This is a genomic window from Acinetobacter sp. Gutcm_16 (assembly GCF_028649355.1).
GTDB lineage: Bacteria > Pseudomonadota > Gammaproteobacteria > Pseudomonadales > Moraxellaceae > Acinetobacter > Acinetobacter johnsonii.
The window spans coordinates 1-18,599 of sequence record NZ_JAQSUV010000032.1 but is presented as its reverse complement, the minus strand read 5'-3'; the positions used below and the strand labels follow the sequence as shown (position 1 = coordinate 18,599).

General features: G+C 38.4%; 20 protein-coding genes and 1 tRNA gene. 13 read left to right on the top strand and 8 right to left on the bottom strand.

The features are described 5' to 3' along the window. Positions 1-295 precede the first annotated feature (295 nt). The 10 genes from efp to PTT44_RS09140 all read left to right on the top strand — a co-directional run bounded on the left by efp (position 296) and on the right by PTT44_RS09140 (position 10,280). Entirely contained in the window at positions 296-865 is a 570-nt protein-coding gene (efp, locus tag PTT44_RS09185; protein ID WP_004693574.1) for an elongation factor P, read from the top strand. Between the two features lie 168 nt (positions 866-1,033). Beyond that, positions 1,034-3,136 carry a carbon starvation CstA family protein gene (locus PTT44_RS09180; RefSeq protein WP_168159016.1) on the top strand — a complete coding sequence of 701 codons (2,103 nt, stop codon included), beginning with the start codon at positions 1,034-1,036 and terminating at the stop codon, positions 3,134-3,136. A 10-nt stretch (positions 3,137-3,146) separates the two neighbouring features. After that, positions 3,147-3,449 carry a YbdD/YjiX family protein gene (locus PTT44_RS09175; protein WP_004693572.1) on the top strand — a complete coding sequence of 101 codons (303 nt, stop codon included), beginning with the start codon at positions 3,147-3,149 and terminating at the stop codon, positions 3,447-3,449. A 239-nt stretch (positions 3,450-3,688) separates the two neighbouring features. After that, positions 3,689-4,708: a 2-dehydropantoate 2-reductase gene (locus tag PTT44_RS09170; RefSeq protein ID WP_168159015.1), complete on the top strand. Its 1,020-nt coding sequence runs from the start codon at positions 3,689-3,691 to the stop codon at positions 4,706-4,708. Between the two features lie 120 nt (positions 4,709-4,828). Further along, positions 4,829-5,785, top strand: coding sequence for an AAA family ATPase (locus PTT44_RS09165; RefSeq protein WP_171527538.1), 957 nt, complete (start codon positions 4,829-4,831; stop codon positions 5,783-5,785). A gap of 16 nt (positions 5,786-5,801) precedes the next feature. Then, entirely contained in the window at positions 5,802-6,701 is a 900-nt protein-coding gene (locus tag PTT44_RS09160; protein ID WP_168159014.1) for a DUF58 domain-containing protein, read from the top strand. A gap of 9 nt (positions 6,702-6,710) precedes the next feature. After that, positions 6,711-8,702, top strand: coding sequence for a transglutaminase family protein (locus PTT44_RS09155; RefSeq protein WP_168159013.1), 1,992 nt, complete (start codon positions 6,711-6,713; stop codon positions 8,700-8,702). A gap of 43 nt (positions 8,703-8,745) precedes the next feature. Continuing rightward, positions 8,746-8,822 (top strand) — tRNA-Val (locus PTT44_RS09150). Positions 8,823-9,040: 218 nt separating this feature from the next. Then, the gene (locus PTT44_RS09145) at positions 9,041-9,595 is read left to right on the top strand and encodes a hypothetical protein (RefSeq protein ID WP_168159012.1); all 555 of its coding nucleotides are present in this window, start codon (positions 9,041-9,043) and stop codon (positions 9,593-9,595) included. A 160-nt stretch (positions 9,596-9,755) separates the two neighbouring features. Beyond that, on the top strand, positions 9,756-10,280 hold the full coding sequence (locus PTT44_RS09140) for a hypothetical protein (protein ID WP_168159011.1): 525 nt from the start codon (positions 9,756-9,758) through the stop codon (positions 10,278-10,280). A 134-nt stretch (positions 10,281-10,414) separates the two neighbouring features. On the opposite strand, the gene PTT44_RS09135 is transcribed toward PTT44_RS09140, so the two are convergent. Beyond that, complete coding sequence (locus tag PTT44_RS09135) at positions 10,415-11,377, bottom strand: hypothetical protein (protein ID WP_216076734.1); 963 nt, start codon at positions 11,375-11,377, stop codon at positions 10,415-10,417. Beyond that, entirely contained in the window at positions 11,358-11,495 is a 138-nt protein-coding gene (locus PTT44_RS09130; protein ID WP_168159010.1) for an SDR family oxidoreductase, read from the bottom strand. The genes PTT44_RS09135 and PTT44_RS09130 overlap by 20 nt, the downstream gene beginning before the upstream one ends. Positions 11,496-11,589: 94 nt before the next feature. Between PTT44_RS09130 and PTT44_RS09125 the strand changes: the two genes are divergently transcribed. Beyond that, complete coding sequence (locus PTT44_RS09125; protein WP_168159009.1) at positions 11,590-11,967, top strand: MerR family transcriptional regulator; 378 nt, start codon at positions 11,590-11,592, stop codon at positions 11,965-11,967. 33 nt (positions 11,968-12,000) lie between these two features. On the opposite strand, the gene PTT44_RS09120 is transcribed toward PTT44_RS09125, so the two are convergent. Then, positions 12,001-13,329, bottom strand: a complete 1,329-nt coding sequence (locus PTT44_RS09120) for an amidohydrolase (RefSeq protein WP_168159008.1) — start codon at positions 13,327-13,329, stop codon at positions 12,001-12,003. Between the two features lie 468 nt (positions 13,330-13,797). Here PTT44_RS09120 and PTT44_RS09115 point away from each other — a divergent pair, with 468 nt between their 5' ends. Next, on the top strand, positions 13,798-14,334 hold the full coding sequence (locus tag PTT44_RS09115; RefSeq protein ID WP_168159007.1) for a porin family protein: 537 nt from the start codon (positions 13,798-13,800) through the stop codon (positions 14,332-14,334). A gap of 86 nt (positions 14,335-14,420) precedes the next feature. Here the strand turns inward: PTT44_RS09115 and PTT44_RS09110 are convergent, their stop codons facing one another. The 5 genes from PTT44_RS09110 to PTT44_RS09090 all read right to left on the bottom strand — a co-directional run bounded on the left by PTT44_RS09110 (position 14,421) and on the right by PTT44_RS09090 (position 17,223). Continuing rightward, positions 14,421-14,762 (bottom strand): hypothetical protein, encoded by a 342-nt coding sequence (locus PTT44_RS09110; protein ID WP_168159006.1) that lies wholly within the window; start codon positions 14,760-14,762, stop codon positions 14,421-14,423. A gap of 203 nt (positions 14,763-14,965) precedes the next feature. After that, on the bottom strand, positions 14,966-15,271 hold the full coding sequence (locus PTT44_RS09105) for a hypothetical protein (protein WP_168159005.1): 306 nt from the start codon (positions 15,269-15,271) through the stop codon (positions 14,966-14,968). A gap of 408 nt (positions 15,272-15,679) precedes the next feature. Next, entirely contained in the window at positions 15,680-16,219 is a 540-nt protein-coding gene (locus tag PTT44_RS09100; RefSeq protein ID WP_168159004.1) for a hypothetical protein, read from the bottom strand. Between the two features lie 70 nt (positions 16,220-16,289). Next, positions 16,290-16,778 (bottom strand): hypothetical protein, encoded by a 489-nt coding sequence (locus PTT44_RS09095; protein WP_168159003.1) that lies wholly within the window; start codon positions 16,776-16,778, stop codon positions 16,290-16,292. 274 nt (positions 16,779-17,052) lie between these two features. Further along, positions 17,053-17,223: a hypothetical protein gene (locus tag PTT44_RS09090; protein WP_168159002.1), complete on the bottom strand. Its 171-nt coding sequence runs from the start codon at positions 17,221-17,223 to the stop codon at positions 17,053-17,055. A gap of 260 nt (positions 17,224-17,483) precedes the next feature. On the opposite strand from PTT44_RS09090, the gene PTT44_RS09085 reads away from it, so the two are divergent. After that, positions 17,484-18,559, top strand: a protein-coding gene (locus tag PTT44_RS09085) for an IS3 family transposase (RefSeq protein ID WP_168159001.1) whose coding sequence is annotated in 2 segments (ribosomal slippage) — positions 17,484-17,736 and positions 17,736-18,559 — 1,077 coding nt in all. Because the reading frame shifts where the segments join, the coding sequence is not laid out codon by codon here. Positions 18,560-18,599: the final 40 nt, after the last annotated feature.

The following is an 18,599-nucleotide window of genomic DNA, read 5'->3' as shown; positions in this document are numbered from 1 at the left end:
AATACTAGGTCAAAAGAAAGTTAGGTCATCAAATCGGGTGATGTCGAAACGAGTTGTTCTGATGTGTGTGGTCTAAAAAGGCTTTTTCAATACACAAAAACACGCGGAACAGGGCTATTTTATCAAGATCTTCGGCTTATAGGCAGTGGATTTTCATTGCTTCATAACACCTTGCTCATTTACAATACGAGGCATCAAAAAAGATGCCCTATCTTTATGGCCCTGCTTTTCAAAGCTTTGGTGTCTAAGATAAAGACATAAATATTTAAGTTAGTTAGTTTGGAGTGCGCCAGTCATGGCCTATTATTCTACGAATGATTTCAAGTCAGGCCTTAAGGTTATGCTTGATGGTAACCCATGTTCAATCATGGAAAATGAATATGTAAAGCCAGGTAAAGGTCAAGCATTTAACCGCGTAAAACTACGTAATTTACGTTCTGGTAAAGTTTTAGAAAAAACATTTAAGTCTGGTGATTCTTTAGAAGCGGCTGACATTGTAGAAGTAGAAATGGAATACTTGTACAACGACGGCGAAATGTGGAATTTCATGGATCCTGTATCATTTGAACAGATCGCTGCTGACAAAACAGCAATGGGCGATGCTGCAAAATGGTTAAAAGATGATTCAAATGAAAAATGTACCATTATGTTGTTCAATGGCGTGCCGTTAACAGTAAACCCACCAAACTTCGTAGTTTTGAAAATTGTTGAAACTGATCCGGGTGTACGTGGTGATACTTCTGGCGGTGGTGGTAAACCTGCAAAATTGGAAACAGGTGCTGTAGTACGTGTTCCATTATTTGTACAGCAAGAGGAAAGCGTTCGTGTAGATACTCGTACTGGCGATTATTTAGAACGTGCATAATGGTTTAAAAATAGACTATTATCGGAAGGGATGATGAAAATCATCCCTTTTTTTATGCCAAAGTATTAGATCAAAACAAGGAGATGCAGAGTAAAGTCGCAAAGGAAAACAGCAGTACCTCGAATAATTAAAGACGCTGATTGAATGCAACAAATATGAGGGATTGAAATGGAATCTGTTCAGCCGAAGTCAACCCTGACTTCAAAAATCATCTGGCTACTGGTAGCCATCATCGGTGCAGTCTCGTTTGGGATATTGGCACTGAGTCGTGGTGAGCATGTCAATGCCATCTGGCTCGTACTTGCTGCGGGCTGTATTTATAGTATTGCTTATCGCTTCTATAGTTTATTTATTGCAAATAAAGTTTTTGAGCTTGATGAACGTCGCTTAACTCCCGCGCATCGTTTGAATGATGGTCTGGACTATGTTCCAACCAACAAAAGCGTTCTATTTGGACATCACTTTGCAGCGATTGCAGGTGCAGGTCCATTAGTAGGGCCTATTTTAGCAGCGCAAATGGGCTATTTACCTGGCACGATTTGGTTACTTGTCGGTGTAGTGCTTGCAGGTGCAGTACAAGACTTTTTGGTGTTGTTTATTTCTACCCGTCGTGATGGACGTTCACTCGGTGAAATGGCAAAGCAAGAGCTTGGAACTTTTGCAGGTATTGTGGTCATGCTTGGTGCATTGGGGGTAATGATTATTATCCTTGCAGTTTTGGCATTGGTCGTGGTCAAAGCACTTGCACACAGCCCATGGGGCGTATTTAGTATTGCGGCAACGATTCCAATTGCGCTCTTTATGGGGATTTACATGCGTTTTATCCGCCCAGGTAAAATTGCAGAAGTATCTATTATTGGTTTCGTTTTGATGATGCTCGGTATTGTCTACGGTGAAAATATTGCACAGCATCCATATTGGGGTGCGTTCTTTACACTGTCGGGCACTCAGTTGACTTGGGCGCTGATTATTTATGGTTTCGTGGCTTCGGCACTGCCTGTGTGGTTATTGCTTGCGCCACGCGATTACTTATCAACCTTCCTAAAGATTGGTGTCATTGCAGGTTTGGCAGTCGGTATTATTTTCGCAATGCCAGAAATGAAGCTACCAGCGTTCACGCAATTTATTGATGGTACTGGCCCTGTGTTTGCAGGTTCAATGTTCCCATTCTTATTTATTACCATTGCCTGTGGAGCAATTTCAGGTTTCCACGCTTTAGTGTCGTCAGGCACCACGCCGAAACTTGTGAACAATGAACGTGATATTCGAATGATTGGATATGGCGGTATGCTCATGGAGTCATTTGTTGCAATCATGGCTCTGATCTGTGCCGCAGTGCTTGATCCGGGTGTGTATTTTGCGATTAACTCACCAGCCGCTTTACTGGGTACAAGTGTAGACACCGCAGCTGAAGCTGTTCGTAACTTAGGTTTTGTTGTTACTCCAGAAACATTAACTTTACTGGCTCAAGAAGTGGGTGAAAGTACCATCCTTTCACGTACTGGCGGTGCGCCAACTTTTGCTATTGGTATGGCTCACATCATTACGGAAATTTTCAATAGCCGTGAAATGATGGCGTTTTGGTATCACTTTGCCATTTTATTTGAAGCACTATTTATTTTAACGGCAGTTGATGCGGGTACGCGCGCATGTCGTTTCATGGTGCAAGATACCGTGGGTATTGTGATTCCTGCGGTGAAAAACTCACATAACTTCTTCGGAAACTTGTTGGGTACAGCAGTTGCGGTTTCAGGTTGGGGCTTCTTTGTTTACCAAGGTGTCGTCGATCCGCTCGGGGGAATCAATAGCTTATGGCCACTGTTTGGTGTGGGTAACCAGATGCTTGCGGCAATGGCATTGATCTTAGGTACGGTTATCCTCTTCAAAATGAAGAAAGAGAAATATGTATGGGTTACGATTATCCCGACCATATTCTTGTTGGTAACTTGTATGACAGCGGGCTGGCAGAAAATTTTCCACGAAAATCCGAAAATTGGTTTCTTGGCACAAGCTGAACGCTTTAACAATGCAATTGCAAACAATGAAATTTTAGCACCAGCAAAAACGGTTGCTGAAATGCAGACTGTTGCGATGTCGAATCAGATCAATGCTGCATTGTGTGGATTCTTTATGATTGTGGCGATTGTGATGCTGTTTGCTGCGATTAAAGTGATTCGTCGTGCATTGGCAAGCCCAGTTCCGACTGTGCATGAAGCAGAAGCCATTTATCGTGATCCTGAAGACATTCAGCCATCAAAAGCTGGACATTAAGGAGAGTCAGATGAATCTAAAATTTGCTAAAAGTGGAAAAACGATGATTTATAAAATCATTAAAATGACCGTGATGTCGCAGAAAGATTTGATTCTGAACCCTAAAAATTGGTCTCGAATTGCGACATTGTGGCAACGTTTGCAGCAAAGTTTTCGCTTGATGGTGGGGGTGCCTGATTATCCAAACTATTTGGAGCATATGAAAAAGCACCATCCTGATTTAGAAGCGATGGATGCTAAAACTTTTTATCGTCATTGTGTGGATGCACGTTATCCATCTGCAACGAATGGCATGAAAAAGTGCCCATGTTAATATAATTAATCAATTCAAAGACGGCACTTCGGTGCCGTTTTTTTGTGAAAATACTCAATTACATGCGGTTGCTCGTGTTAGATTCGACAGTGTACTTTTTGCATGAAGCAAGTTGTTACATCACGGCTTAAATCATAACGAACACGGAGTGTGAGGCATAAAAGGTTCATGTCGTATATCGGACAGCTTTTGATTATTAGAGCTCTTAAAATACTGGAATGTTTGCAAAGGGAAATTGAATGAAAATATATATTTATGGTGCTGGAAGCATTGGGTGTTATTTAGGCGGAAGGTTGGTTGCTGCAGGTAATGATGTTACTTTTATCACGCGTCCACGTATTCATGCAGAGCTTTCCCAATGGGGCTTAGTCTTAACTGATTATTTAGGCAAAAAGATCAAACTTGCACCTCATCAACTCAAACTAACGACCGATCCTACTCAGGTTGTGGATGCCGATGTTATTTTAATTTGTGTGAAATCGGCGGCAACCGAACAAGTTGCGCATGAACTTAAAGAATATCTAGGGGCTAAAACACCGCTGATCATCAGCTTTCAAAATGGTTTAAGTAATGTCCCTATTTTAAAAAGGGTTTTGCAAGGGCCGATGATTTTAGAGGGGATGGTTCCTTTTAACGTCGCCACGCAAGAAGCTGGGCATTATCATCAAGGTACCTCTGGTGCATTAAGTGTTAAGCAATATCCGAATCAAAATTTGCTTGAGAATGCATTTCAAAAAGCAGGTTTAGAGATTGTTTTTGAAAAAGACATGCTGGCTGTGCAGTGGGCCAAGCTTTTACTTAATTTAAATAATTCAATCAATGCATTGTCAAAAAAACCGCTAAAGGAACAATTGTCGATTCGTAAATATCGCCAATGTGTGGCAATGGCGCAGCAGGAAGCTATAGAGCTGCTTGATTATGCACAAATTAAACCTGCAAAGTTAACCGCAGTTCCGACCCATTTGATTCCAAAATTACTGAGTTTACCCAATCCATTATTTAAATTATTAAGTCGTAAAATGTTGGCAATCGATCCACTAGCCCGGTCGTCTATGCAAGATGATTTAATTGCAGGTCGCCCCACAGAGGTCGACTGGATTAATGGTGAGGTTTTAAAACTTGCAGAGCAATGTGGTAGACAGGCGCCAATCAATGCACGACTCATAGAATTGATTAAGCAAGCAGAGAAATCATCTCCATCATTTTCAATGAGCGCAGATACTTTAAAAGATCAGTTGAAATCTGCAGTGAAACAATAGCTTGATGTGAGGGAAGTTATTCATACGCAAATCATTGAATATTTATAAGGATCGCCTTTGAGTATGGTTGAAAAACCTGTATGTTAAACCTTGATTTATATTTTGATTGGGGAGAATAAGGTGCTTTGGGGAAAAGAGAAAACGGTAGAAACGTTGCAATATGACATGCTCGATGAATCACAGTTAAGTATTTTTTATCCAAAAATCCAAGAATTCCTCAATCAAGTTAATCAAATCGTTTTAGATAAAAATCAACAAACCCAATTAGCCTTATGCAGCCTTTTAGCTGGTGGGCATATCTTATTTGAAGACTTGCCCGGTTTAGGCAAAACCACATTGGCCAGTAGCTTGGCCCATTTGGCTGGTCTTCAATTTAAACGGATTCAGTTTACCAATGACATGCTGGCAAGCGATGTGATTGGGGTGAATATGTTTAACCAAAAAGAACATCTGTTTGAGTTTAAGCAAGGGCCAATTTTTACTCAAATTTTACTCGCAGATGAAATTAACCGCTGTAGTCCGAAAACGCAGAGTGCGCTCTTAGAGGCGATGGAAGAGGGTGTGGTGACAATCGATGCAAGTCGTTATGTACTACCGCAGCCTTTTTGGGTAATTGCAACGCAAAACCCACTTTTTCAAAGTGGAACTTATGCACTACCAGAGTCACAGCTCGACCGTTTTCTTATGCGTTTATCTTTGGGTTATCCATCCCGTCAGGCAGAAAAGGCTTTATTGCAGCAACAATCCCGTCATGACTTGATTCAGCAGTTGATGACAGTATTTTCCGAACAAGACATTCTGGCCTTACAAACTTTGGTGCCACAGATTTATCTGTCTGAGGAAGTCTTGGACTATATTTTAGATTTGGCGGCTGAGACCCGTAAAGGTCGACATGGGTTATCTACACGTGGCGTACTGGCTTTGAAGAAAGCAGCACAAGCATATGCTTTGGTTAAAGCCCGTGCATTTGTTACACCGGATGATGTACAGGCTGTATTTGTCGCAGTGACCGCGCATCGAATAGGGCTGGGTGAAGCTGAAACTGAGCAACTTATGAAGCAAGTCAAAGTTCACTGATAGGATAAGCTGACGCATGCTGTGGCAAAACTGGATAAATAAACGCTTTCAATTCAAAGCTGAAAAACAACTGACCCAAAAAGATGTACTGGTGTTTATTTATCAGCAAGGATATGTGTATGTAGTGCTGATTTTAATCACCTTTATTGCTGGGGTGAATTATGCCAATAATTTAATTTTAGCGTTTTGTTTTTTAATCAGTGCCGTGCTGTGTATGAGTTTTTATTTGACCTTTAAGCAGCTACATGGCTTAAGTATTGACCTTGTATTCCCTGAAATAGGGCAGGTTGAGAGTGCATTGCAATTACAAATGCATTTCAAACAATTGCATTCGCAGCCTCGATACCTCTGGATTACTTATGCTGATCATATAGAACAGTTGTTTATTCAAGATACCCATCAGGTGGTCGATTTAAATTTTTTTCCCAAAGAGCGCGGACAGTTTAGTTTTCCAGAGATTAAAATTTACTCGACTTATCCATTTGGTCTCGTTCGCGCTTGGAGTTATTTTTTTATCCAAGCACCTGTGTGGATCGCGCCTAAAACTAAGTCTTTAGCGGCAGAAAATAAACAGCAACAGCACAGTTTTGAACCGGACATGGATGAATTCCGAGAATTGCGAAATTTTAAAGAGGGTGACTCTTTACAGGCGGTTTCATGGAAACAAGTGGCACAAGGACAAGGTTTATTTATTAAGGTCTTTGAACAACATCAGGATCAACACAGTTTAGACATCCACTATGCACATATGCCGAGTCCTTCACATGAAGAAAAATTAAGCTTAATGATGGGCTTGGTTGAACAATGTGAGCAGTTACAATACGCCTATGCCCTGTATTTACCTCATACTGAACTGGCCAAAGGGATAGGGCGAGAACAGTACCTTCAAGCCAAATTACTTTTGGCGCAGGCATAGGTGAGTAATATGCACTCTTCTATTCGTATTGCCATTGTGCTGACACTGAGTTTGATTTGGATCACACAACTAAGTTTTAGTCCTGTGCTATTGAGTGTCATTTTCGCCATTTGTATCGGCTGTCTATGGTATTTCATGAAATCCACGGGCAACCATTTCCCGAAATGGGCAATTTACATTTTGACCCTTGTTGCTCTAGTGGTCACTTTTGGGAGCTATCAAAGCTTTTTAGGGGTGGAAGCGGGCGTAGCCGTTTTAAGTATCTTTCTCTTTGCTAAAGCTTTAGAAACCAAAACGCAGCGTGATGTGATTATTCTGTTTAACTTTGCTTTATTTGTTGTGGCGAGTATGTTTTTACATAGTCAGTCATTTATGACGGCAGTGATGGCTTTACTCTGTTTATTGAGTTGTTTGTTGGGGCTGTATCGAGTGCAAACCCATGCTTTTGCATCTGAAAACTCGAATCGTATGGCATTAAGGCAAGATGCAAAACACGTCATTAAATTTGTAGGTCTCGCACTGCCTTTTTTTGTGCTGTTGTTTATCTTTTTTCCGCGTTTACCCCCACTTTGGCATATTCCAATTCCTGAAAATAAGGCGGTGACAGGGATGAGTGACAGTATGTCGCCTGGAGATATTGCGCAATTATCCCAGTCCAGTCATTTGGCTTTTCGTATTATCGGTGATGTCACTCAGCTGCCCAATCGTTCGCAGCTTTATTGGCGCGCGATGGTCTTGGATCAATATGATGGGCAAAAGTGGACCAGTAGTTTTATTAATCAACAAGGTATTTCGGATGATACATTAACGCAAATCTCTACATCCAAAAAATGGAACTATCAATATTTACCTGCTGATGTCGCGATTCCGTGGATTATGGCATTGGAATATTCACAACCCTTAGAGCGACGTTATCAGCTACGTCAGGATTGGAGTATTCAGGCTTATCGTCAAGTGCAGCGGGTGGAACCTATTGCATTGCAATGGATGGGAAATGTTCAATTTTCCCAAAGTGAATTATCTAAAATACAACGAAGCATAAACTTAAAAGCGCCTGAGCACATGGACTTGAAAGCGCAGCAATTGGCACAGCAGCTGTTTAAGCAAAGTGACGAGAACCCGAAACGTTATATCCAAAATGTTTTGCAATGGTATCGCAACAATGGCTTTAGCTATACCTTGCAGCCAGGCTTGTTGGGACAGCATCGTATTGATGAGTTTTTGTTTCAATCCAAACAGGGTTTTTGTGAACATTATGCTTCTAGCTTCGTGATGCTGATGCGTTATGCGGGAATTCCAGCGCGTATTGTGGTTGGGTATCAAGGTGGTCAGCCTTCACCAGATGCAAAAAGCTGGGAAGTTCGACAGTTAGATGCGCACGCATGGACGGAAGTCTTTGTGGATGGGCGCTGGAAACGCTATGACCCAACAGCCATGATTGCACCGCAGCGTATTGAACAGGGTATGCAAGATTTAATGAGCCAAGATACCAGTGTTTGGGGTGAGAGTAGTCGATGGCATGTACAGCGCTATTCGGTATTAAACAAAATGCGCATTTGGAGTGACTATGCAAGTTACCAATGGCAAAGTAAGGTGGTTGGCTATAATGCAGAGACTCAACGAGGTTGGTTACAGAAGCTAGGACTCCAATCCAGTTATTCATTGGTATTGCTGATTATGATTAGCATTGGTGGATTAGTTTTACTGTACTGGTGTGTTATATCTTGGCATAAACGTGCTCAAACTTCTGAATATGACGTAGCCATTCAGTCTTTTTCGCGAAGCTTAACGGCTGAGCAGCGTAAGCAAGATGCCGAAACGGTAAATCAATGGTTGTTACGTTTAGCTCAAGAAGTTAAACCTGAACAGCAAGTTTTATTTCATCAGGCAGCTGATTATTATCAACAAATGCGTTATTCCAAAACGTTAAATTCAAAAAATATTCAACAATTTAAAAGAATGCTTAAAACTTGTGCATCTGCTTTAAAAAACAAGAAATAGCGCTTGTCATGTATTTTAAAAGTGAATATTATGCATGGCATATAGGCGTATAGCTCAGTTGGTTAGAGCGCTACGTTGACATCGTAGAGGTCTCCAGTTCGAGTCTGGATATGCCTACCAAATATAGCTGTTAATTCAGCTACTTAAAGCCCACTTAAAAAGTGGGCTTTTTGTTTTCGGGGGAGGATATTCGGGGTAGTTTCGGGGAATGGCGTAATTCCCCAATGTGGAAAACTCGCCCATTTAAACTTAAAAGCAATTATTAACGGTAGCTAAATCAATAAGTAATTGGACATCTATTCTTACTTAATTAAATTTTGGAAAAATGTAGGCTGTTTATGTCATTTGACTTCGTAAAAATCTTTAAAGAAATTGATCTTCATAAAAATGATCTAGATATTGATAATTTCATGACAACGATCATCAATCATTGTCATGAAATGCAGCCAAGCAAAAGTTGGGATCTATTCAAAGAATTAGATTACACAACAGAAGTTAAAAGTTTAGCAGCCCACGTAATTGACTCTTTAGAAAAAGAGGCTTTTCCCTTTATTGAGCAAGGATTTTGGTTTGGTCTTTCTGATAATGGATATCTATATTTTGCAGTATTAGATCAATACATTGCAGAAGAAGATAACTTAGATTGGATGTCTGAAGCTAAAACATACTATCCTGAGCAAGGCGCTTTTAGCTCTGAAATTTTACGATCTATTGAAGATTTAGCAGATGAAACAGAACTGGATAATTATGCTGAATATCCTTTGTTCTTAGCTTATGCACTTAAACTGGCACAAGCGTCAATGAATCATTATAAAACTGCTTACCCAGAGAGAAAGATTGGTTACTCTATTGGATATGATTCAGGAGATTTTATTACTGGGGGATGGATCTGATTCGCCAATTTAACACAATGGTGATTATATGAAATTTTAATTTATATAAATATCAAATGGATAGAAAAATTTTTTATTTCATATAACATGCATTATGTTAATTGTAAAAATATTAAAAAATTAGTAGATTGCTAAAGGGATTTTTACTTAATTAAAGTCAATGAAAAATATATTAGAACAAGCTTTTCCTATTCAGCGAATAGAAGCTATTAAAAGTTTATTAACTGACATTAATGCAGTAGGGCAAAGAGTAGTTTGCTTGAATGGAGATATTTTAGAAATTCCTTATAGAATCTATAATGATTTGCCCAACTTTTCACAGCTTAATAGTTTATCCACTCAAGAGCTTTCGATAATTTACTGTCTTTATTCTAGACACTCTGATGGTTATTTACGTCAAGAAATGGTCAAAAAACTTATAGAAATCGAATTTCAAGACTTTATGATCCCTTATATATTTTTGTTAGTTGGCGAATATGTCGTAGAAATCATCAATGATATATATCCATTTATGGAAAAAAATAAAGAATTTTTTATTGAATTTATAAATAATAATCATGAACTTAAAAATCTAACATATCAAAGAATGGTAAGTTATTGGAACGAATATTATAGACATAGCCGATATAAGTATTTGAACGATTACCCTGGTAAAAGAATTTTCAACCTATTTGATCCCATTTAACATACTGGCGATTATATGAAATCAAAAGCTGATGATCCATGAAATGGAAGCATCAGCTTATTGGCAAGACTAACGATAGCTAATCCGCTCTGGTTTAGGTGCTTCGTGACCCTCTAAATAGTGATCCGTCATCTTCACAGTTGCGTGGCCAGCCAGTGCCTGCGCGTACTTCTTTCCATACTTCTGCGTGATGTTATAAATGCCCAAGGCACGTAAGTGTCATGCAGCGATGGTCGTTGGTTTAGTTCTAAATGATCATACGCGCCTGACAAGTCCCGATACTTTTTAAACTGCTTGGTAATGTGATCCTCAGTTACAGCAAAAGGATGCAGTTTCGCATTACGGATTTGCTCGTTAATGCGGTCTGGTCGCGTTGCAATCAGGTAAGGGCAGCGTAGTCGCATCGAATGCCCTATACACAGCAATACGACTTCCCGTAGCTCAGGATGCATATCCACTTCAATAAACACAGGATTGTCGTAATTCAGCGATTTATGCTGCAGTGCGGTCATGGTGTTGTCTTTGATGTTAATGCTTGAGCGTTCCATTACCACCAGATCGGCACGCCGTTGAATAGAATGCAGTGCCAAATCAATCGCTAGTTTTAACCAAGGCGGGCAAACAGCTTTTACAATTTCCAGAGATTCGTTGGAATGTCGCGTTCTGACCTTTTCTGGTCGTATCGGCTTTAAGGTTTTCTCTGCAATATTTTCAGGTGCCCAACCGTTGGCCACAAAGTATTTCCAAATGTCGATAAGCTGTGAACGGTGCTTTTCTGCCTGAAAGTCGGTCTGCTGTTTCAGGTATTCAGAAATCATGAGTAGGGTAATGTCGGTGCAATAGAACTGCCCCCATATATCCTGATATTTACCAATGTTCGCCGTGACATTGACCAAGGTGTTTTTGGCAAGTTTCTTCTTGGGTAAGTGCAGATTTTCATATTCATCCAATGCTTGGCCAAAGTTTGGAATATTACTTTGCTTATGTGCTTTTTCTACTGAAGATAGAATTTTGGACACAATGTCCGGGTTGCGCTCAAGCACGGTGTTGAGTGCCTGAGCTGCCTTAATAGCTTCATTACTGAGGTGCTTGCTCATTGATGTTACGGCAAATAATAAACACCCGCGCATTATCGCGAAGTAGTCGTGCTACAAGGAATTTGCCGATAAATCCTGTTGCTCCCACAACTAAAGCGGTTTGAGATATTGTAGACATAAAACTAAACTCGGTTATTTTGTTATTACTTACGCTAAACCATGGAGTAAACTCCATGGTCAAGTGTTTTAAAAAATATTATAGGAAGTGGAATATGCTGATCGGCGAACTTTCACGACAGATTAATTTGAGTCGAGATACCATTCGTTTTTATGAAAAAATGGAGTTGATTCAATCTTTTGTGCGCGGTAATGGCTACAAAGATTATCCCGAACAGACTGTGCAACAATTGAAATTAATTCAGACTGCCAAAAACCTTGGCTTTACTCTGGCTGAAATCAAGCAAATCATTCTTCTTGTTAATGTGAGCGAAATTCCTGCTACTCAATTTCATGCAATTTTGTTGGAGAAGTTAGGTGCGATCCAAGAGAAGATAGTTCAATTACAACAGATGCAGAGCATGCTTGAAAACATACTGGATGGTGAACCATGTCCTTTAAGAAATGGGTGTGAAGTAGGGGATATTGGATAATCAATCCCCTAAATTTAGCTTAAAATTCAAAGACTATAATGTATTCTTCCATGCCATTTGTACCTTATTAGCTACTTTGGGGTAATCCATAATAAAACGTACATGCGTTTCCACCCCTGTTTTTAATGTTGCATCATCAACAATAAAATAGGGGCTATGATTGGGTGCAGCTTTAGTTAAATCCTGTTGTTTAGGAGTCGCACCTAAAAAGACAAACAGTGACGGCATCAACTTACCATAATAAGCAAAGTCTTCACTTGCACTTGCATTATTGTCTAAAATCTTAACTTGATCGCCTGCTACAGCTTTAAAAGTAGGCCCCATGGCTTCGGTTAATGCTGGATGGTTCATAGTTACAGGAGCATAACTTGATAACTCGACTGTCGCGGTTACATCGTTAGCAATAGCGGTATGTTCAATCATCTTAGGTATAGTACTTAAGATATTTTGGCGAATATCTTCATTATTTGAACGAATGCTACCCAGCATAGAAACTTGTTCAGGAATAATATTGCCTGCAGTACCAGCCTGAATATTCCCTATACTCACCACTCCCATACCTTTACTTAAATCACTACGACGGCTAATTATAGTTTGAAGTTGATTAATCATCTGAGCTGAGGCAACAATAGGATCTCGCCCTGCCCATGGCATAGAGCCATGTACTTGTTGTCCTTTTACTTGAATTCTTAAGTTATCCGCACTGTTCAAAATGGCACCTGATTTATAATGGAGATGTCCACTAGGTATTCCAGCAATCACGTGTAAACCGAAAATTACCTCCGGTTTAACCGATTTTAAAGCCCCATCTGCTATCATTTTACGTGAACCGATCTGATCTCCTTGGCTAAAGTTATCAATATCTGCTCCACCTTCTTCAGCTGGTTGAAATACAAATACTACAGTACCAGCAATCTTATCTTTGTTTGCTGCTAGTACTTTCGCGGCACCTAATAACATTGCAGTATGTGCATCATGACCACAAGCATGCATGACAAAACTTTCTTTGCCTTGATACATGGCTTTAGTTTGGCTAGCAAATATAAGATTCGTTTTTTCTTGCATTGGAAGGGCATCCATATCCGCTCTCAAAGCCATAATTGGACCAGATTGGGAGCCTCTTAAAATACCAATTACACCTGTCTTTGCGAAACCTGTTTTAACTTCAATACCATATGATTTTAATTCTTTTTGTACTAACTTCGAAGTTTCATATTCCATATTCCCCAGTTCTGGATGTTGGTGAATATGCTGACGTAGTTGAATTGTTTTTGCTTCCGTTGCATTGCTTGACTCTTTAATCCAATCTGCAGAGCTTAAACTACTTGTACTTAATGTTAATACGATAAACGAAAAATGCATGATTCTCTTGAGCACTTACTTAAATTCCATATTAAATAGTGCATTTAGCATAAGCAATTTTAGTCAAGAGAATGCAACCATTTAAGTATATTTAGCATACCTTTAAAATATAGGCCTAAAGCAAGATCTTATATAAAATTTTAGCGCCGTACTTTACTGCTGTGCATATTGTTATCAGGCTGCATACTGCATTCGATTTAGACAAAAGTTCATGTCACTGTTTGTGTTCAGTGTATGGATTGAAGTTGCTCTCATATGATGGCAGTTTCGGATACTGCTCTATTATATTAAATAGAAGATTTATTATAATTAATTCGGTTGGTTGTTTATTGATCAAATAATCAGAAAATATTTTATTAATTGGTATAAATTTATTGCAAATTATTAATTATGCTAACAATATATGCAAGCCTTTTAAATCTATGATTTATAGGTTTTTATATAACTTTAATATTAATGAGATATACAATGAAAAAACTGCTTTTAGTATCACTTCTTGGGGCTATCGCAGCAACTACAGCAAATGCTGGTAGTACAACAATTCAGCCATATGTAGGTGCTGGCTATACATTTTTAAATAACGATGATGTTGATGTACATTTTCTAGGCCTAAATGGTGGCTTACAATTTAATGAATATGTTGGTGCTGAAGTATTCTGGAATAAATCTGTAAATGACATCGAGTTCGATGGCGATTTAGATGAATTTGGTGTAAGAACTGATGCCGATGTTCAATACTATGGTATTGGTTTAACAGCTAAATATCCTTTAGCAAACAACTTCTATGCTAAAGGTATGGCTGGTTATGCGCGTGTTGACCTTGATGTGGATGCAACTTTTCGAGGCTATACAGTTTCTACGAGCGAAGATGATTCAGGTTTAATCGTTCAAGCTGGCGCTGGCTATAACTTTACTCCAAACTTGGCAGCGGAAGTAGCTTACACACACGTTAGTGCTTTTGATGGCTTTAATGGTGTTAATGCTCAATTAAAATATAATTTCTAATTTATTGATTGAGTAAAAAAGCGAGGAGAAATTCCTCGCTTTTTTTGGAAATTTGCATAACTGCCATTTTGTTATATAGGACAGATTTAAACAAAGGGATTTTCACTTTCCCATGGTTGATTTTTAAAAATCACGTGACCATTTTCAACACAAATAATCCATGTATAAAAATATTCCTCACCAAGTCCACGACACTCAAAATTAGAATTAGGGAACAATTCTGCTATTTTTTCTATAAGTTCAAAGCAATAAATAGGATCAATATTCAGTCCTTCTTTTCCTTCACTAAATGCAGTCACTAGACTGGTGTAAACGTCTTCATGAATGCCATCATTAGTTAATATTTCTAAAATTTTATTTTTTTGGGATGGGAGATCAAGTTCATCGAAATCAGTATGTCTAACTTGTAATTCTGTGAAAAAACTCATGATTTAAAATCTATTCATTATTATTGGTGATAAATATATATTATAAAGATTATTTAGAATAAACATAAAGTACCTTCAGCAAAAATCTTGAAATTTTACATTGAGCATCAATATCTTATTTGAAACCATGATAGGGTTCAGCGCACTATCATGGTTTCTTTGTGATTAATTCATTTAACATGAGCGAAACTTAATCAAATTCACTAAAACAAAACTGCAGCGCTTATGAGTAAAAGTAAACCAATGATTGTTAAGTAGCTAGCCAGTTTATTTAATTTTTCGCCTTCTGTTTTCTTACGGAAAAATTTTGATAGCGGGTAATTCTTAACGGGTAGTTGACACCAAGGATACCAAAAGCATAGAAAGCCTAAAGTTCTAAGGATGCCTTTTAAATTCACTTCTTCAAATAAAGCTATTATGCTAATTCCAACGCAGAACAACCCTAAAATAAATCCAAACCAAGATTTGATGAGGCGGGTGTCGTTAAAGTTTGTTGATAAATCGGTCATATTATATTTTATAAAGTGTTATTAAGAATGATTATCAATAATATCAGATTAGCTATGTTTTTGAAAAATAATTATTATCTAGATGGTTCAGGATTTTGCGTAAGTAGAGCGCCGTAGTGAAGAGCCATTAATTTTAAATTTACCAGGTAATCCTGAAATCTCAGCCGAAAAGCCACTTACTCTTGTGGGGTTTCGCGAGGGGATTGTGGGAGATTGGATTATTGAACAAGTGACTCATACTATTGATAAGTCACTTGGGTATAGTTGTGGGGTTGAGGCAGTGAAATTACTCACCATTTGATCCTCTTTTCCCAGAGTAGACTTTCATTTTATGAGTTAAATTTGGTCTCTCCATATCAGTAAGTTCGTTCCTTTATATATGAATCACAAAGCTGCCAGAGACAGATGTTATTTCAATTTTAAACACTGAATATCACCCATTGGATTAGGTGCTTTAGTCAGAATTCTTTCAATTTCAGGTTGAAGTGTCAGAGCCTTATCTGAAAGTTCTTTTATATCTGGAGGTATTTTGCTTCCTGATTTAAGTTTTACAGCTGAGTATTTCTCAATAAATTTATTACTTACACATAAAGAATCTAAGGCATTGATTGTCATGGTACTATTTTTTCCTACCGAAAGTGCTTTAAGGTCCTCAGATAAATTTAAGCCTAAAGTATCGTAGGTAGTTTTAATTGCGTGGGCCTGATAACTAGCAAAATTCAATAACTGATCATTAGTTTTTGAAACTTGATTAACCTCATCATAAGCAGCGCTAAAAACAAATTTTGTATAATACATTTGATTAAACTGTGCATAGAGGGAAGCTTCTCTTGCATTTTTTAAATCATTCTCGACTTCCTGTTCAGTCAATTTGTTAGAGTTGTCTGCTTGACTGCAGGCTGCTGTAAAACTAGCAATAAGAATAAGTAGTATTTTAAATTTGTTCATTGTTTAATCTCCCATTTTTCGAATTTCTGATAATGGTCTTTCATAGCCATCAAATACTGCCCATAGAAAACTACATGCAGACTTCAACAAAATTCTTAGCGGTTTGTTCTTTACTATCTCTTAATTTGATGACCTTTTTTCTTTCTACATAGAGTCGATGTACGTCACTTAGAGTTTCAACTTTAAGATCTTTTCTATACGTCTCATCAATTTCGCCTACATAATTTTCCATATAGACCATCATCCAGCATATCGTATTGAGATCTGCATAATCGAAACCATTGCGGTCTAAACCTTCCACCCAATCAGGATATTCTTCACTTAAAAGACTACGAGCTGTTTCCAGCTTTACGTATGTATTATTAAAAAGCGTCTCTTTTAATGCGGGGTCATTAGAAAAGTTTTTATTAGCTTCGATAAAAACTCTATAGTTATCAGTTGCATAGTTTTTCAGATCTACTTTTACAAATTGGTCAATATCATCTTTATCAGATGATGCTTTACAAGACGTTAAGAATAAACATGAAATAGCTAGTACGGGGATTAATGTCATTTTCATAGTGAAAAACGGTTTTTAGGTGGGGTGTAGTTGTAGTTTTGAATAGATCGAGAAACTGTTGCACTATACCAAAGATCTGCATGTATAATTATTGCAAAGGTAAAATCAAAATTAATTACAGATGCTTAACTCTTTGCAATCTCATAATCCTTCAGTTCTCACACAATCTTAACTATTTTTTTCTGGATTTTTTTTATCAAAATTTGATCTGAAATACACAACATTATCTAGCTCAACCTGAGAAAAACTACTTCTCCACAACCTCTGCATCCCGTCAAAATTCACCATCGCCGTCGCGGTCTAAACTTTTCCAGCCTGTTTGTCCTGATTTTTTGCGTTGTTCGTACCATTTCTGTGCTTGTTGCTGAGTAGAAAAGTCAGCGCATTTTTTTGCATAAACTTGGATGGAAGTGAGCCCCAAAACTAAAATAAGTAAAAATTTCATAAATTATTTTAAAGTCAAAACATTAGTTGAAGTCTAACAACTCTCAGCTTGTTTACTCAATGAATCTAGTTAGAAAGTCGTATGAATATGGGTTTAGTTGACAAATATATTATTAAGACTATGAAAGTAAAATAAATTTGGACAAAACTTATTAGCTACCTTAATCTTATGTAAATTTAGAGATAGGGGGGTAATCCCCCCTAAAAATAATAGGATTTAAAAGTAGAATTTTCTCTTAAGATACAAGCAGGAGATTCTGCATGAAAACATCTAAATTTACTGACAGCCAGATCATGTCCATCTTGAAGCAAGCGGAGTCTGGTACACCTGTTGCGGCCCTTTGTCGTGAACATGGTATGAGTAATGCAACCTTCTATAAATGGCGTGCTAAATATGGCGGCATGGATACATCTTTGATGGCACGGCTGAAAGAGTTGGAAACAGAAAATACCAGACTAAAAAAAATGTATGCTGAAGAACGATTAAAAGCAGAAATTATTCAGGAAGCGATGTCAAAAAAGTGGTAAAGCCATCTTGTCGACGTCAGATGGCTCAACAGGCAGTGGCCCAACATGCTGTTAGTATCCGTTTAGCTTGCACTGCATTTGGCATAAGTGAAACCTGCTACCGTTATCAGGCTAGACTCAGTGATGACAATGTGCTCATTGCAGAACAGCTCATTGAACTCACTGAGGAAAATACCGATTGGGGCTTTGGTCTATGCTTCTCGTATTTACGGTATGTTGAGAGTCACTGCTGGAATCACAAGCGGGTTTATCGCATTTACTGTGAGTTGGCACTGAATCTGCGTATTAAACCGAGAAGAAGACTAAAACGACATGTGCCTGAACCACTGAAAGAGCCAATACGTGCAAACCAGGTTTGGTCACTGGATTTTATGCATGATCAACTTTCCGATGGTCGCAAGTTTCGATTATTGAATGTGATTGATGATTACCGCCGCGAAGGCCTAGCCATTGAAGCAGGGTTCTTATTGCCCACAATTAGGGTCATTCGTACGTTGAATCAATTGCTGGAGTGGAGAGAAAAACCGTTAGTGATCCGATGTGATAATGGCCCCGAGTTTATCAGTCACGAATTTGTGCGCTGGGCTATTGAGCACGGTATTCGTATTGAATATATTCAACCGGGTAAGCCACAGCAGAATGCGTATATTGAACGATATAATCGGACTATACGTTATAGTTGGCTGAGCAAGCATTTGTTTGATACGTTAGAAGAAGTTCAGGATTACGCAACTGATTGGCTGTGGCATTACAATCATGAAAGACCACACCAAGCTAACAAAGGAAGGCCACCTCTAATGGCTGCTTAACCTCTACTTTTAACTTCGGTTATTTATGGGAGGATTACCG